The organism is Streptomyces sp. NPDC111606 (assembly GCF_055656945.1).
In genome coordinates this window covers 328851-342169 of the sequence record NZ_JBVKBY010000010.1, presented here as the reverse complement: position 1 = coordinate 342169, position 13319 = coordinate 328851, and the positions used below count along the sequence as shown (strand labels likewise).

Sequence of the window (13319 nt, the reverse complement as noted above, 5' to 3'; positions counted from 1 at the left end):
CCCGGTCCGCGCTTTCCCGTCGCCTCAAGCCGATATCCGCCCCTCAGCCGATGCCGCAACTGCCGCAGCGGATCTGGTCGGATGAGGACTGGGAGCGGATCCAGCGCGGCTACGCGGCGCGGGGCATGGACGAGAAGTGGAACGTCTTCGTGGAAGGCGAGGTTGTCTTCCTGCACCGAAGCTGGACCGGTCGCGGAGTCTTCGAGGCGACCCTCGCGCCGGTGGACGGCGGTGGTTGGCGGATCGCTCGTGCGGTCGTGGAACGCGACCCCAAGCGCTACCGAGGCACGGACGACGACTACGACTGCCTCATGCTCGAGCTGGTGATCAGCGCCATCGTGCTGGGCGAACCGGCGCAGGACCTCCGCTCGAAGTTGGTCGAGTTGACGCGCCGGGGGCCTGGGGCGGCCGACGCGCCCGCCGGGGTGATTCAGCACAGCGCGCTGGGGCTGCGCTCGGATTCCTAGCCAGCCGTTCATGCCGGTCGGGCCGTCATCCGGCAGGCCGTTCCCTACCACAACTTCCTTCCTGCCTACGTCCGTTCACTGCGAACGCGCGGGCGGTTCACCACTGCATCCCTTGGTGCGCTACCCCTGGACAGGTCCCTGCGGGCGTGCTGTCATGCCAACGGCCCGAATTTCTAACGTTGTAGAGATGTGCTGCTCGTGCACCTGAGGACGAGACAACGTTGTCCTCCCCGTTGTCCTCCCATCGTCGGCTCCCTTCCGGAAGGCAGGTCGTCCACATGTCCATCAGCAGACGGGCGTTGCTAGGTGCGGGCTCGTTCTCGCTGGGAGCCGCGGCTCTCGGCACCTCGTTCGCCGGAGTCGTGGCGGCGGCGCCCGCTCCGTCGGCCGAGACCCGCGTACCCGACAAGTTCCACAAAATTCGTCCGGGCAGCGTCACCGCCCGTGGCTGGCTCGCGGGGCAACTCCGGTTGCAACTCGACGGTCTGTGCGGTCGCTTCGAGACCGGCTCCCACTTCCTGGACTTCTCGGCCACCGGCTGGGTGCACCCCGAGCGCAATGCCTGGGAGGAGGTCCCCTACTGGTTGCGTGGCTACATCCCGCTGGCCATCGCCACGCGCGACCCCGGTGCGCTGGCCAGGTCACGCGAGTGGGTGGACGCCATCCTCGCCACGCAGCAGAACGACGGGTTCTTCGGGCCGCGGGCCCTGCGCTCCTCCCTCAACGGCGGCCCCGACTTCTGGCCCTTCCTGCCGCTGCTGCAAGCCCTGCGAAGCCATGAGGAGTACACCGGCGATCAGCGCGTGGTGCCCTTCCTGATCCGCTTCCTCCGCTTCATGAACGCCCAGGGACCGGGAGCTTTCAACACCAGCTGGGTGTCCTATCGCTGGGGTGACGGCCTCGACATCGCCGTATGGCTCTACCGCCGTACCGGTGAGTCGTTCCTGCTCGGCCTCGCGGCCAAGATGCACACTCACGGAGCCGACTGGACCGGCGTCACCCCGAACCGACACAACGTCAACATCGCCCAGGGATTCCGTGAGCCCGCCCAATACGCGCAGGTCATCGACTCGGCCGACCTCACCCAGACGACCTACCGTGCCTACGACGCCGTCATGGCCGAGTACGGCAGGTTCCCCGGTGGAGGGATGGCCGGGGACGAGAACTACCGGCCCGGTTTCACGGACCCCCGCCAGGGCTTCGAGACCTGCGGCATCGTCGAGTTCATGGCCAGCCACGAGCTGCTGACGCGGATCACCGGTGATCCCGTGTGGGCGGACCGCTGCGAGGACCTGGCGTTCAACATGCTCCCCGCGTCCCTCGACCCGCGCGGCACATCCATCCACTACATCACCAGCGCCAACAGCATCGGCCTCGACAACCGGACCAAGACGCAGGGCCAGTTCCAGAACGGCTTCGCCATGCAGGCCTTTCAGGCCGGCGTCGACCAGTACCGCTGCTGCCCCCACAACTACGGCATGGGCTGGCCGTACTTCACCGAGGAACTCTGGCTCGCCACCCCTGACGGCGGCCTCGACGCCGTGCTCTACGCGCCCAACTCGGTCCATACCCAGGTCGCCGGCGGCACGACCGTGACCGTCACCGAGACCACCGACTACGCGTTCGGGGACACGATCACCCTCACCGTCTCCACGCCCCGCCCGGTGCGGTTCCCTCTGCGCCTGCGCGTCCCTGGCTGGTGCCGCGGCCCCGAGCTGCGCGTGAACGGCGCCACGGTCGCGGCCTCGGACGGCCCCTCCTGGGCACGCGTGGAACGCACCTGGCGCGAGGGAGACGTCGTCCGCGTCCGCTTCCCCCAGCAGACTCGGCTGCGCGGCTGGCCCGGTCAGCACGGCGCCGTGAGCGTGGAGCGAGGCCCGCTCACGTACTCCCTGGACCTCGGTGAACGCTACGAGCGCATTGGTGGAACCGACACCTTCCCTGCTTACGAGGTCCACGCCACGACCCCATGGAACTACGGTCTGGTCCCGGACACGCAGCTCACCGTCACCCGGACCGGTTCCGCCGTGCCGGACCAGCCCTTCACTCCCCAGGCCTCGCCCGTGCGGATCTCAGCGCATGCCCGGCGCATACCGGAATGGATCGCAGACGACGAACACGTCGTCGCCCCGCTCCAGGACAGCCCGGCCCGAAGCTCCGCAGCCGTGGAAACCGTCACCCTCATCCCCTCGGGTGCGGCCCGACTTCGCATCACGTCCTTCCCCACGGCGGCCCCCGACGGCAGGCAGTGGACCCCGGAACCGCCCTTCCGCCGTCTCACGAACAAACACAGCGGCAAAGTCCTCGCAGTGGATGGAATGTCCACCGAGAACAGCGCCCGTGTCGTGCAGTTCGCCAACACCGGTACCGGCGACCACGCCTGGCAGCTCATCGACAAGGGCGACGGCTGGTGCCTGATCCGCAACGGCCACAGCGGCAAGGTCCTCGGCGTCGACCACATGTCGACGGAGAACAGCGCCGTCGTCGTGCAGTTCGAGGACAACGGAACAGCCGATCACCTCTGGAGGCTGATCCACAACGGCGACGGCTGGTACCGCGTTCTCAACAAGAACAGCAACAAGGTGCTGGGGGTAGACCGCATGTCGACCGCCGACAGCGCGCAAGTGGTCCAGTTCGACGACAACGGCACGGCCGATCACCTCTGGCGCTTCCTGTGAGAGCGTGAGCGCGCTTGTTGCTTGCGGCGGACGCTGTTCAACCGTTCTGGCGCACGTGGCCCGCCTCCGCGTTATACCAGGGCTTGCCTGACTCCCAATGCCTGACCCAACCGGCAAATCCCGGCTCAGCCGTCGTGAATCCGAACTGCGCTCCAAACGGGACAGCACCGACGTCAGTGACCTGCCAGACATGCCCGCGATGAGCGCCCGTCACGATCAGGTGCCAGGTCATCGCGCACCCGTCCGTGCCCAGCACGATCGAGCCGTGGTCGTCCACCTGCTCAAGGCGCTCGTCCGTATCCAGATCCGGATCTGCGTCGTCCTCCCACAGCCAGGCTTCTGTCAGCGGGAACGGCTTGCTCAGATCACGGTCCCGCTGATCGCCACCCCAGTCACTGGGCAGCTTCGCCAACGGCAGGAGCCCGTATTCCGGCGGCCCGGAAGAGGAGCCGTCCGCTATCTCGGCAACGAAGGTCCGGTACGGCTCGGGCAGCACGATCCCATGCTCTGCCTCGAAGGCTGCCACGGCCTCCCAGCCGAGGGCCGGCTCTGCTCCGTCATCGACGGAGAAGGTCGCGCGGAGTACGGCCAGTTCGGCGGCGTCGTCACGATCAATGGTCATGCGGCAGGAATACCATCCCGCTGTGACAACGCCTCCCCGCGGCGGGGACGCTGATCACCTCGACCATCCGGTGCACGACAGTCTGCGGCAGCGCCGGATTGCGGGCGGCTGTCTCCGCGTCGTCGGCGTCCAGGAGCAGTCGGGTGAGGATCCGTGCCGGCAGCCGGGCATGCGGGGCGCCGGCGTGGCGGACGCGGTCGTGCGGGTCGTCCAGGAGCAGTGCCGCAGTCTTCGGTGACAGTCGCGGGTCGGTTCGGCGTAGAACTTCGCCAAGCCGCCAGGGTCCGGCGCTTCGATCGTGGTCCCCCACCACATGCCGCCTGTCCGAGATCGCATGCTTGAGCGTATCCGAGGCACCCAGACGCGCCGATACCTGTCGGCTTTGCAGCGACTCAGTTCGCGTAACACGACCGGGCGAACATGCGCTGATGCGGCACTAGCCGGCGACGGTCTTGATCCGTGGCTCCTGCCCCGGAGGCCGAGGCCGACTCGACCACTCCGCGGGATCGGCCGGTCCTCGGTCTGTGGCCAGGCGGGCGTGCAGGTGCTCATCGTGGTACGCGCCGTCACCGAAGCGATGTGAGTCGCGCAGCGTGCCCTCGGGGAGGTAGCCGCAGCGGTGGGCCACCCGACAGGAGGCTTTGTTGCCGACGGCGTGGGCGATCTCGATCCGGCGGGCATCAGCTGTCCGGAAGGCCCAGGTCGTTACCGCCCTCGTGGCCCGGGTGGCCACGCCCCGTCCGCGGGCAGTCGGCAACGTCCAGTACCCGATCATCGCCAGACCGTCCGCGCGGTCGACCCACCGAACGGTAACTCCGCCCAGTAGGACGCCGTCTGCAGCGTTCCACGCAGCAAAGGACGCACTCACACCGGCGTCCCAACCACCTTCTCGAACTTCCAGCCATCCAAGGGCGGCATCGCGGTCCGATATCGCGAGAGGGTTCCACAGGGCGATCAGCGGATCCGCCGCAGCGAAGATCAGGCCGTCCAGCAGCGTGTCCGGTTCGGCGCCCGCCCGACCCCACGGGCGCAGCAGAATATCGCCCAGGTCCAGCGTGGTGCGGGAAAACGTCCGCGGGTCGGGATCGGCTGAGTGGTGGTGGCCGGAGGTACTCATGGCGCCCTTCCTACCCGTCCAACGACGCCTTCCGCCAACCATTTCAGTCGGACACAAACTGGTGGCAGCCAGGATGCCGGAGGCCCACAGGACGTCCCGGATAAAGCTTATCCAACGAAGACAGTCAGGAAGGTAGATCGGAGCGGGAGAGTGAGGCGGCGAAGCTGGCCAAGGCGGTGAAGTCGTCCGGCCGCAAGCCGATGCGTGGGTTGACCCGATGGAGCAGCGCCGGGGCCGGGTGGACGGTGGAGATGTTGGCGTGGTCGGCATCGGTCTGCTCGTCGTCCACCCAGGCGAAGGGCCGGCCATCGGCGTAGGCCACCACAAGCGCGGACTTCCAGTGGACTCCGTCCGGCTGCTCGCGCATCAGGCTGTCGCCGAAGTCGACGAACGGCAGTGACGGGAGGCCGAGGAGCGGGCCGATCCACTGGTTGGCGTCGCTCATCCAGGCGCCCGCCCAGCACAGCTCGAAGCCGAGGGTCAGTAAGGGCCTCGCCGTGTCCCGGGTTGAGCCACATCGTGTCCGGCCGCCTGTACGTCTGCGGACTTCCCAGTGCCGAAGAACCTTGCGCCTCGGCCGGGAGCTGGACAGTGGTGTAGTCCTCGGGACATGTGCCTGAAAGGGTCGCGTACGGATTCAGCGGCCCGTCAATGTCCAGAAACAGCAATGGTCTCCGGCTCACAGTCCCAACCTCATCTAGTTGGCCACTTGCCCGCAGCGTAGCCCGGCGGAGTGGATGCCCCTGTGCACCGGGCTGAGCCCGCGTATGTTCGTCAAACTGGTCACCTCCGTGCGACGCCACGCCTTGGCGTCCGGTAAGGCGGTGATCGCGGAGAAGGCCCAGAGGTACGCGGTGAGTTTCGTATTGAGTGGATTCGCTGTCCGCTCAATGCGAGTCGTCGATCACATCCTCGCGGCCCCGCCGAGACGGCGAACCTCCAGGGCGACGAGCCCTCACCTCACCCGCCAGGCCCTCAACGAGTTCCTATCTGCCCGCAGGACGGCGGCGAGTAACCGGCTATCTGCCATGGGCAGTTGAGGACAGCGACGGCTCCTAATCCGCAGCTGCCCGGAAGTGCTCGACGAGCCGTTGCTGGATGTCCTGAAGTGTCCTGCTGGTTAGTTTGAGGCTGGACAAACGAGAGGCTGCCGCGCGAGCGAAGTCGGCACTTTGGCCGGTGTCATTCCACAGGCCCGTCGTGAAGAGATATCCGCTCAGCGCATCCACGGCTGAGTCCTCAGCAGCGCCATGCCCGGTGGGGAGTAGGTAGCGGTCGAAGGGGACCTCATCGCTGGCCACCACATTGGCCACCACAGAAGGATGCCAGGCGTGAGCGTTGTTCAGCGTTTCATGGGTGTCGAACCGTACGGTCACAACGTCACCTGCGGGAATGGCCAGGTCGTACCGCCCCTCGGTATCGGTGAAGGTGTGCTCGACGAGAGTCAGGTCGCGATAGACGCTGACCTTGATCAAGGCGATCGGTTGCTGAGTGGTAACTGCATTTACTCGACCGAACATGAGTGTTGTCTCCTGCATCTGCTTCGTGAGGAGGTGGGTTGGGACGTGCCGGTGGGTGGTTCCGTCCAGAGGCGAAGACTGGGAGTTCGGTCCACTCGATTCTGTGCCGGATGGCTCCCGGCGTCCCCATGGGCCGGGCTGCCCGACCGGTAAATGGTTCGCATGCGGTCACACGACGCTGACCGGCGCTTCCAGCTCCTCAGCAAACTCTGTCCGGACCGGTATCGCTTGAGTGCTGAGCAGGTCGCCGGTTTCTACGATTCCGCTCCCTGAGCGGTCGATGTGGACGCGCAGTCCGTAGGAGGCGGAGGGATCCAGGCCGGGCACTTTCACACTGAAGGGAACCCGGCCTCCCGGAGACAGCTGGATATCCGTCTGGACCTGTGCCCCGACCACTGTGGACGGGGCGTCGGCCAGCGAAACGTCACGTACCTCCACCAGAAGGGACGCGGCCGTTCCCGTCGGCGTGTCGGGTGGCAGGGCCACCAGACCGGTGATGGTGCCCGTCATGGCGTTCCACCTCGCAAAGACCCTGACCCTGACGCTGAGGCCGTGGCGGGCTCACGTCCGTCGAGATGAGCCAGGAGTGCGGCGACCGCCGCCGTGATGGGCAGACCGGTCCGTTCTTCCACGAACAACCACTGACCCGCCGGGTTCACCTCCAGAAAAACGTACTCCCCGCTGGGACGCCGCCGAAGATCGATGGCCCCGTATACCAGGCCCAGGGTGCGCATGAGACGCAGGAGGCGATCGCTGACGGCTGAAGGGAGGGTTACCGGTCGTACTCGAGATTCGTGAACAACCATGCGCATGTCCACGGGATAGCCGGTCTGCGAGGCATCGATCTCGGCAGCGAAGACACGATCGCCCACAACGGTGACCCGCAGATCGGTTCCCGGCACGTACTCCTGGAAGATCACGGGGGCGTACTGCACCGCGTCCAGTGCCGCAAGATCCTCCGTGCGGACGAGCCGGGTCTCCCGCCACGCGTCGGCGGAGGCGATGAAGCCCTTGAAAACCGTGCGTCCGAGGCCTGTCTCCTGGATGAAACGACGGGCCCGTCCCGTGTCGTTGGTGACCAGCGTACGAGGCAGGGTGAGCCCCATGCGGCGTGCCACTTCCCACTGATAGGGCTTGTGATGGGCGACCCCGTCCAGTGCAGGCGGATTGATCCAGGTGCAGTTGAGCGAGTGGAACAGGCCGTGCAGCGCCTGGCCGGTCTCGTTCATCGCGAAGTGCTGGTCCCGGAGGGTGCGCAGTCCGCGGTCGACGGTGAAGGGGCGCACGCGCCGCCACCATGCGACGTGGCACCGGTCGAGCCGGACGTGGGCCGTCGGCGTTCGGATCGTGTAGACCGGTTCCCCGGCCGCGGCGTAGTCGAGAGTGATTTCGCCGCGGGCGGGGAAGTCGGCCAGGTCGAGGCGGACCACCTCACGCCCGTCCGCCTCCAGTCGGCGCACCACCGCGCGCGCGTGGTCCTCGTCGTGCGAGACGACCAGGATCATCGAGGCTGCCCAGGGGCACCGACAGGTTGAGCTCCCGCCTGAGCCAGAAGCAGGTTGTAACTCGCCTGGATTGCGGACAGCCCTTGCTGCAGAACGGCGACCATCAGGCCCAACTGACGTACCTGTTCGGCCACTCCATCCGGCTGACCGGTCATCGCCGGTGACTGATGGGGCGTGGCCAGCACGAACGGACTGGTCGGCGTCGCCGGGCTCATGAGGTCGAGGCCCGGAACCTTGGGAGGCAGCCCGTCGAACACCGGGTCCTTGGTTGCCTCCTTGAAGGTCGTGTCGACGACAGGGTCCTTGGCCACTTCCTTGATCGTGGGCGTCACAGCGGCCGGATACATCATGTGGATTCCGTCGATGTCGCCCTGCGACAGCCCCGTGCGCTGCCCCATCGTCACACCCGGCGGGAGCGGCACGCGCGGAATGATGGTCGGCTGATTCAGGTCGATCGCGAAGGCCGTCGCCGGATAGTGCATGAGCGAGCCGAAGTCGTACGGTCCCAGGTCGTCGCCGTCCGCGATGTGCTGCAGGAAGTTGTGCTGCATGTCCGGCTGGATGTTCGCGAACACGATCGTGACGTGCTGATCCCGGTCCTCGCGGCTCTGCTCGTGCCACAGGCCCACGGCGTGCCCGATCTCGTGGATGGCATTGCCCGTGGAACAGTTGGAACCCAGCGTGATGTTCTGCTGGCCACCCCGTCGACCTACGTGCGAGGAGCATCCCTTGCCCGGCACGAAACGCACGAAGTCCGGGAACTGGGCCGCATTGGCAGACGTCCGCTCGACGAACCGCATACGGGTACGCGAATGCCAGTGTGCGATCGCGTCCGTGACACGCTCCCGATTGGGCAGACTGGGATCGATCTCGAACGGGACCGTCGCGTTCGGCCAGCGACGCTGCTGATCCACCCCGGCCGAGATGCCGACGGACGCGAGCGGCCCGCTGTCGGCCGCTTCGGTCAGCTCTTCGACCGTGCCGAGCACGATGTCCCCCTCGAACATCGCCAGCCCCTCCACCTCGGCATAGCGGAGGGCCTTGGGGCCAAACGTCGCACCGCTCACCAGCGTGGTTCCCGCGATGGGTCCTGACCGAAGCTCGCCACTGCCCTCACGTCGGCGGGAGGAAGTGGATTTGCCGGCTGCCTGCTTCTTTGACGGGGTGGTCTTCTTGGCCGAAGGTGTGCTTCGGGCCGGGGTCTTCCTTGTGCGGCGGGAGGGTTCCGAGGCGTCGGGACTCATGGTTCACCTTCATTACGGCGCGGGCTGGCAGTCTCGGGACGAAGACTGCGCTGCCAGCCTCTACGCTTCACACGACACATTGCTCGCCAAGCCCGCCCATGCGGGTGATGGCGGGCGTCTTCAAGTCAGGTGCAGGGCGCCTGCGAGTTCAGGTGGGGCCTGCGCGGTGGCTGCCTGGTCGCCGGTCATGGTCTGGCGGTCAGCCGTGGCTGACCGGGCACGGCGGGCAAGGGCATGAGCGGCCGGCGCCTGTTTGCCGGGTTGGAACCAAGCGCCCCGGCATTTGATTTCTTCTCTGAAGGACTGCGCCTTTCAAAGAGCCGTGCCGGACGGTCTCCGGGCTGCAGGTCGTGTGTGGCCTGGATACCCTGAAGATGAGTCGGCATGACGAGCACTGCCGCACTTGCCAGGCCCGGATCTGAGTCACCATGCACGGGCCTTGCTTCGGAAGTCCCGCAGTGTCGGCACAAACGTAGGCGACGACGTCTGGGAACCGTGCGGGAGTAACGCCATGGACCTGTTGCCGGTCGAGATCAAGGTGAACATCGAAGGCGACGTCGCGGAGGCGCTATCGGCCCTCGGCACGTCGGGCCGCGCGATGACCAGGCGTCGAATCTGGTTCGCTGAGGACCGGGACGGCATCGCCGAGGGGCGGGTGCCCCTACTGGACACCGGCGTGATCGTGCGTTTCAGGATCGGGGGCGGTCCGGACGACCTGACCGTCAAGCTGCGTCCGTGCCTGCGCGAACAGCTCGTCGGCCGGTTCTCCGCTCCGTTCGAGGCGGAGCTGTCCACCTACAAGATCGAGGAGGACTGGTCAGGGAGCAAACGTGTACTGGCCGCCTCTCTGGTTCACGATCACAAGCCGGGAAAGCTGTCGGCCGCACTGGAGCCCGGAGGCGATCCGGCCGCAGCGATCGACGCCGTGCAGGATCAGTTCCTGCACGCATGCACTCCCGACCTCCGACGTGATGGCCTGGTCGCGCTGGGGCCCGTTCACTCGACGAAGTTCGACGACATTCCGCTCGGTGACCTGGACGTGGACCTGGAAGCATGGTCGGTCGCCGGCCTCGACTTCCTGGAAGCGTCGATCCGAGTGAAGCCCAAGGACGAGGACGACGCCGAGAAGCTCACGGCAAGGGCCGAACGCCGGCAGGAAAAGCTGAACGACGCGCTGCGGGAGCGCGGGGTGACGCCCTCCGAAAATCCCGAGAACAAGACCCGACGCATCCTCACCGCCTTGGCTACGGCACACGCATAGAAGCCCACTGCCCGGTCTTCGTGCCCTGGACCTCTGAGCCTCTGAGCCGTCGCGCCTGGGTATCGTTGACCGTTGCGTTCTCCCACCGGCAGAGGCAGCCCGCAATCCGCGCCTCAGCCATTGGTCAGGGCAGGACCGAGCTTGGCTGAGTCTGGAGCCGTTCGCCGCGAAGGCCGGCAAGAAAGCCCCTGCGCCGAAGTTGCACCGCTTGTTCGATCGACTCAAACTGGTAAAGGCGTGCCCTCTCGGAGCACGCGCCCAGCCCGGAAGCGCACCGTACGAATACGCGCTGTAACGCGCTGCACGCGAGGCGATCAATTTGGTGTCACCTCCCCCTCAGTTGCGCTTGCTCGGACAGTTCCGGCTGGAATTCGGATCCGAGGCCGTAGAACTGTGCCGCAACGGCCAACGGATGATGGCCTTCGTGGGGCTACGAGGCCGGGTACCGCGCACGGTCCTGGCCGGAACGCTGTGGCCGGAGGTATCCGAAGAGCACGCCAGGGGCAGCCTGCGCACCACCCTGTGGAAGCTCCCCCGCGGCGAACCGCTCCTGATCCGCTGCTGCGGCGACGACCTCGTCATCACGGCAACCGTGCAAGTGGACGTGCACACCCTCGCCGAAACAGCACTCAGCCTCATCCAGGAGTGCGGCCCCCCGCCGAACGGCAGGCCGCCCCTGGCAATGCTGTCGGGCGAGGACCTGCTGCCCGGCTGGGACGAGGACTGGGTACTCCTGGAACGTGAACGCCTGCGTCAGTTGCGCCTGCACGCCCTCGACGCGCTCGCCGAGACCCTGACACGACAGGGAAAACCGGCACTGGCACTGGAGGCCGCGTGGGCAAGCATCCGCAGCGAGCCCCTCCGCGAAAGCGCCCATCGAGCTGCCGTCTCGGCCCACCTCGCCGAAGGAAATCTCGCCGAGGCGGTACGTCACTACCACGCGTTTCGGCGCCTGTTGCACGAGGAACTGGGCGTCGAGCCCTCCCCCGCGTTCGCCCGCATGCTCCGCCTCCCGCCGGGCGCCAATGACGCCAGAATAACGCGGGGCTGACGGCAGTTCCGTAGTGTCGAATTGACCAACTTCCGCGCAGACGGAAGGACAACGGTGTGACCGCCACAGCGCCATCGAAGCGGTCGTGCGTCGCGGTCGACCACATCGGCACGGAACGACACGGCCTGGCAGACGGAGGTCGACCTGTCGGTGACCAACCTGCAGATCGTCATGCACGAGCGAGTGACCGCGCACAAGTGCCCGCTCCGACGGCACTCCGCATCGCTCTCTCCACCCGGAGCTACGAGATCAGCGGCGCCATCAGTGCCCACCGGACCCAGGCCGGCCCCTCGCCGCCCTTCGGCCCTGGAGTCCGGATCAACGAGGTCGAACCGCCGACACTGCCGCCCCGCCTCCCGGCAGCGGGGCCAGATCGCGCGGATGCGGCTCTCCATGACCTCACCATGACCCGCTGGGCACGACAAGAGAAGGCGAATTCTCATGGTGGCCCTGTCCAAGGTCCAGTTCGGCAAACGGAACGAGGACGTACGCACCGTACAGAAAGCACTGATAGCCCGAGGCCGCAAGATCCCCGACGGCCCCACCGGCCTCTTCGGCCCCCAGACCAAAGCCGCATACCGCGCCGAACAACTCGCCCAAGGCTTCAAAGGAGCCGACGCCGACGGCAACCCCGGCTGCACCTCCCTCACCACCCTCGGCCACCACGCCGGCTTCAAGGTCAACTGCCAAGGCGCTCCCGCCAACGGCAGGCTCCCGCTCGGCAAGGTGACGTACCTCGACCCCGATGACGACGTCGGAGATCCGGCCATGCGGCGCTATGCCGATAAGGCGTGCGCACTGACCGGAATGGATCCCCGGTTCGGAGTCCCGGCCCTGGCCACCATCGCCAGACGCGAGTCCGCATCGAACCACCCGAAGTTCCGGGTGAACCGGACGGATGTGAACGCGCACGGCCCCATCATGTCCGACGGCCACCCGCGGAACTGTTCGCGAGGCGCCACGCAGTGCATTCCTCCCACGTTCGCCACGCACCATCAGGCGAACACGGCGACTACGCCCTACGACGTGGTCGCGGACATGTGCGCCACGGTCAACTACGTGCGCGCCCGATACCACGTGAACAAGTCCGGATCGAACTTCGCCGCACGCGTCCAGCAGGCCGATCCGCACCGGCCTCCCCACCCGTACTAGGAGGCGTCATGGTAGCCCTGTCCAAGGTCCAGTTCGGCAAACGGAACGAGGACGTACGCACCGTACAGAAGGCACTCATAGCCCGAGGCCGCAAGATCCCCGACGGCCCCACCGGCCTCTTCGGCCCCCAGACCAAGGCCGCCTATCGCGCCGAACAACTCGCCCAAGGCTTCAAAGGAGCCGACGCCGACGGCAACCCCGGCTGCACCTCCCTCACCACCCTCGGCCGCCACGCCGGCTTCAAGGTCAATTGCAAGGCCGCTCCCGTCACCCCCCGTCCCGGGAAACGGGTGCCCTCGCCCGTGCCCGGGCACCGAGTCACCTTCGCGTTCTATGAGCCCGGCCCATACGCCTGGAAACCGGAGCGGGACGGGATCGGTCGACACACGGGCCAGGACTTCGCCGCCGGTACCGGCACACCGGTGGTCGCCGTACGCAACGGCACCATCGCCTGGTCGAACAACAAGGGCGGAGCATACGGGCAGTGGATCGGGCTCCGCGCCGACAACGGTCACATGTACACCTACTGCCACCTCTCACAACGGCAGGTGAGGACCGGTCAGAGGGTCAGCGCCGGAAAGCAGCTCGGACAGGTCGGCAGGTCCGGCAACACCACGGGACCGCATCTGCACTTCGAGATGTCCAAGAGCTCCACCTGGTCCTACGGCAATGTCGCCAAGCCCAGTTGGTGAAGGAGGCCGG

13 protein-coding genes and 1 pseudogene are annotated in these 13319 nt (G+C 66.8%); 7 read left to right on the top strand and 7 right to left on the bottom strand.

Annotated elements, in window-relative coordinates:
• The first annotated feature begins 50 nt into the window (after window positions 1-50).
• Together ACZ7M7_RS32550 and ACZ7M7_RS32545 are read left to right on the top strand one after the other, a co-directional pair.
• Window positions 51-467 carry a hypothetical protein gene (locus ACZ7M7_RS32550; RefSeq protein ID WP_472123329.1) on the top strand — a complete coding sequence of 139 codons (417 nt, stop codon included), beginning with the start codon at window positions 51-53 and terminating at the stop codon, window positions 465-467.
• Window positions 468-745: 278 nt separating this feature from the next.
• Window positions 746-3145 carry an RICIN domain-containing protein gene (locus tag ACZ7M7_RS32545; RefSeq protein WP_472123128.1) on the top strand — a complete coding sequence of 800 codons (2400 nt, stop codon included), beginning with the start codon at window positions 746-748 and terminating at the stop codon, window positions 3143-3145.
• 37 nt (window positions 3146-3182) lie between these two features.
• Here the strand turns inward: ACZ7M7_RS32545 and ACZ7M7_RS32540 are convergent, their stop codons facing one another.
• Complete coding sequence (locus ACZ7M7_RS32540; RefSeq protein ID WP_472123125.1) at window positions 3183-3767, bottom strand: SMI1/KNR4 family protein; 585 nt, start codon at window positions 3765-3767, stop codon at window positions 3183-3185.
• Between the two features lie 22 nt (window positions 3768-3789).
• Here ACZ7M7_RS32540 and ACZ7M7_RS32535 point away from each other — a divergent pair, with 22 nt between their 5' ends.
• A complete protein-coding gene (locus ACZ7M7_RS32535) occupies window positions 3790-4005 on the top strand; it encodes a hypothetical protein (protein WP_472123122.1) in 216 nt (71 codons plus the stop codon).
• A gap of 198 nt (window positions 4006-4203) precedes the next feature.
• Here ACZ7M7_RS32535 and ACZ7M7_RS32530 read toward each other — a convergent pair whose 3' ends face one another.
• The 6 genes and pseudogenes from ACZ7M7_RS32530 to legP all read right to left on the bottom strand — a co-directional run bounded on the left by ACZ7M7_RS32530 (window position 4204) and on the right by legP (window position 9153).
• On the bottom strand, window positions 4204-4884 hold the full coding sequence (locus ACZ7M7_RS32530; RefSeq protein ID WP_472123119.1) for a GNAT family N-acetyltransferase: 681 nt from the start codon (window positions 4882-4884) through the stop codon (window positions 4204-4206).
• A gap of 124 nt (window positions 4885-5008) precedes the next feature.
• A pseudogene (locus ACZ7M7_RS32525) lies at window positions 5009-5567 on the bottom strand (hypothetical protein).
• A 372-nt stretch (window positions 5568-5939) separates the two neighbouring features.
• Window positions 5940-6404, bottom strand: coding sequence for a carboxypeptidase regulatory-like domain-containing protein (locus ACZ7M7_RS32520; RefSeq protein WP_472123116.1), 465 nt, complete (start codon window positions 6402-6404; stop codon window positions 5940-5942).
• Window positions 6405-6572: 168 nt separating this feature from the next.
• Window positions 6573-6914, bottom strand: coding sequence for a YbaY family lipoprotein (locus ACZ7M7_RS32515; RefSeq protein WP_383605392.1), 342 nt, complete (start codon window positions 6912-6914; stop codon window positions 6573-6575).
• Window positions 6911-7909 carry an MvdC/MvdD family ATP grasp protein gene (locus ACZ7M7_RS32510; protein ID WP_472123113.1) on the bottom strand — a complete coding sequence of 333 codons (999 nt, stop codon included), beginning with the start codon at window positions 7907-7909 and terminating at the stop codon, window positions 6911-6913. The genes ACZ7M7_RS32515 and ACZ7M7_RS32510 overlap by 4 nt, the downstream gene beginning before the upstream one ends.
• Window positions 7906-9153 carry a Dot/Icm T4SS effector Zinc-dependent metalloprotease LegP gene (gene legP, locus ACZ7M7_RS32505; RefSeq protein WP_383605398.1) on the bottom strand — a complete coding sequence of 416 codons (1248 nt, stop codon included), beginning with the start codon at window positions 9151-9153 and terminating at the stop codon, window positions 7906-7908. Before legP ends, ACZ7M7_RS32510 begins: the two co-directional genes overlap by 4 nt.
• A gap of 511 nt (window positions 9154-9664) precedes the next feature.
• On the opposite strand from legP, the gene ACZ7M7_RS32500 reads away from it, so the two are divergent.
• The 4 genes from ACZ7M7_RS32500 to ACZ7M7_RS32485 all read left to right on the top strand — a co-directional run bounded on the left by ACZ7M7_RS32500 (window position 9665) and on the right by ACZ7M7_RS32485 (window position 13309).
• Window positions 9665-10414 (top strand): hypothetical protein, encoded by a 750-nt coding sequence (locus ACZ7M7_RS32500; RefSeq protein ID WP_472123110.1) that lies wholly within the window; start codon window positions 9665-9667, stop codon window positions 10412-10414.
• A gap of 424 nt (window positions 10415-10838) precedes the next feature.
• On the top strand, window positions 10839-11465 hold the full coding sequence (locus ACZ7M7_RS32495; protein WP_472123107.1) for an AfsR/SARP family transcriptional regulator: 627 nt from the start codon (window positions 10839-10841) through the stop codon (window positions 11463-11465).
• 441 nt (window positions 11466-11906) lie between these two features.
• Window positions 11907-12617 carry a peptidoglycan-binding protein gene (locus tag ACZ7M7_RS32490; RefSeq protein WP_472123104.1) on the top strand — a complete coding sequence of 237 codons (711 nt, stop codon included), beginning with the start codon at window positions 11907-11909 and terminating at the stop codon, window positions 12615-12617.
• An 8-nt stretch (window positions 12618-12625) separates the two neighbouring features.
• Window positions 12626-13309, top strand: coding sequence for a M23 family metallopeptidase (locus ACZ7M7_RS32485; protein WP_472123101.1), 684 nt, complete (start codon window positions 12626-12628; stop codon window positions 13307-13309).
• Window positions 13310-13319 lie beyond the last annotated feature (10 nt).

Excerpts from the sequence above, each read along its gene's own strand:
- ACZ7M7_RS32550 (WP_472123329.1), top strand. The coding sequence starts at position 51 with ATGCCGCAACTGCCGCAGCGGATCTGGTCGGATGAGGACTGGGAGCGG.
- ACZ7M7_RS32545 (WP_472123128.1), top strand. The coding sequence starts at position 746 with ATGTCCATCAGCAGACGGGCGTTGCTAGGTGCGGGCTCGTTCTCGCTG.
- ACZ7M7_RS32540 (WP_472123125.1), bottom strand. The coding sequence starts at position 3,767 with ATGACCATTGATCGTGACGACGCCGCCGAACTGGCCGTACTCCGCGCG.
- ACZ7M7_RS32530 (WP_472123119.1), bottom strand. The coding sequence starts at position 4,884 with ATGAGTACCTCCGGCCACCACCACTCAGCCGATCCCGACCCGCGGACG.
- ACZ7M7_RS32520 (WP_472123116.1), bottom strand. The coding sequence starts at position 6,404 with ATGTTCGGTCGAGTAAATGCAGTTACCACTCAGCAACCGATCGCCTTG.
- ACZ7M7_RS32515 (WP_383605392.1), bottom strand. The coding sequence starts at position 6,914 with ATGACGGGCACCATCACCGGTCTGGTGGCCCTGCCACCCGACACGCCG.
- ACZ7M7_RS32510 (WP_472123113.1), bottom strand. The coding sequence starts at position 7,909 with ATGATCCTGGTCGTCTCGCACGACGAGGACCACGCGCGCGCGGTGGTG.
- legP (WP_383605398.1), bottom strand. The coding sequence starts at position 9,153 with ATGAGTCCCGACGCCTCGGAACCCTCCCGCCGCACAAGGAAGACCCCG.
- ACZ7M7_RS32500 (WP_472123110.1), top strand. The coding sequence starts at position 9,665 with ATGGACCTGTTGCCGGTCGAGATCAAGGTGAACATCGAAGGCGACGTC.
- ACZ7M7_RS32490 (WP_472123104.1), top strand. The coding sequence starts at position 11,907 with ATGGTGGCCCTGTCCAAGGTCCAGTTCGGCAAACGGAACGAGGACGTA.
- ACZ7M7_RS32485 (WP_472123101.1), top strand. The coding sequence starts at position 12,626 with ATGGTAGCCCTGTCCAAGGTCCAGTTCGGCAAACGGAACGAGGACGTA.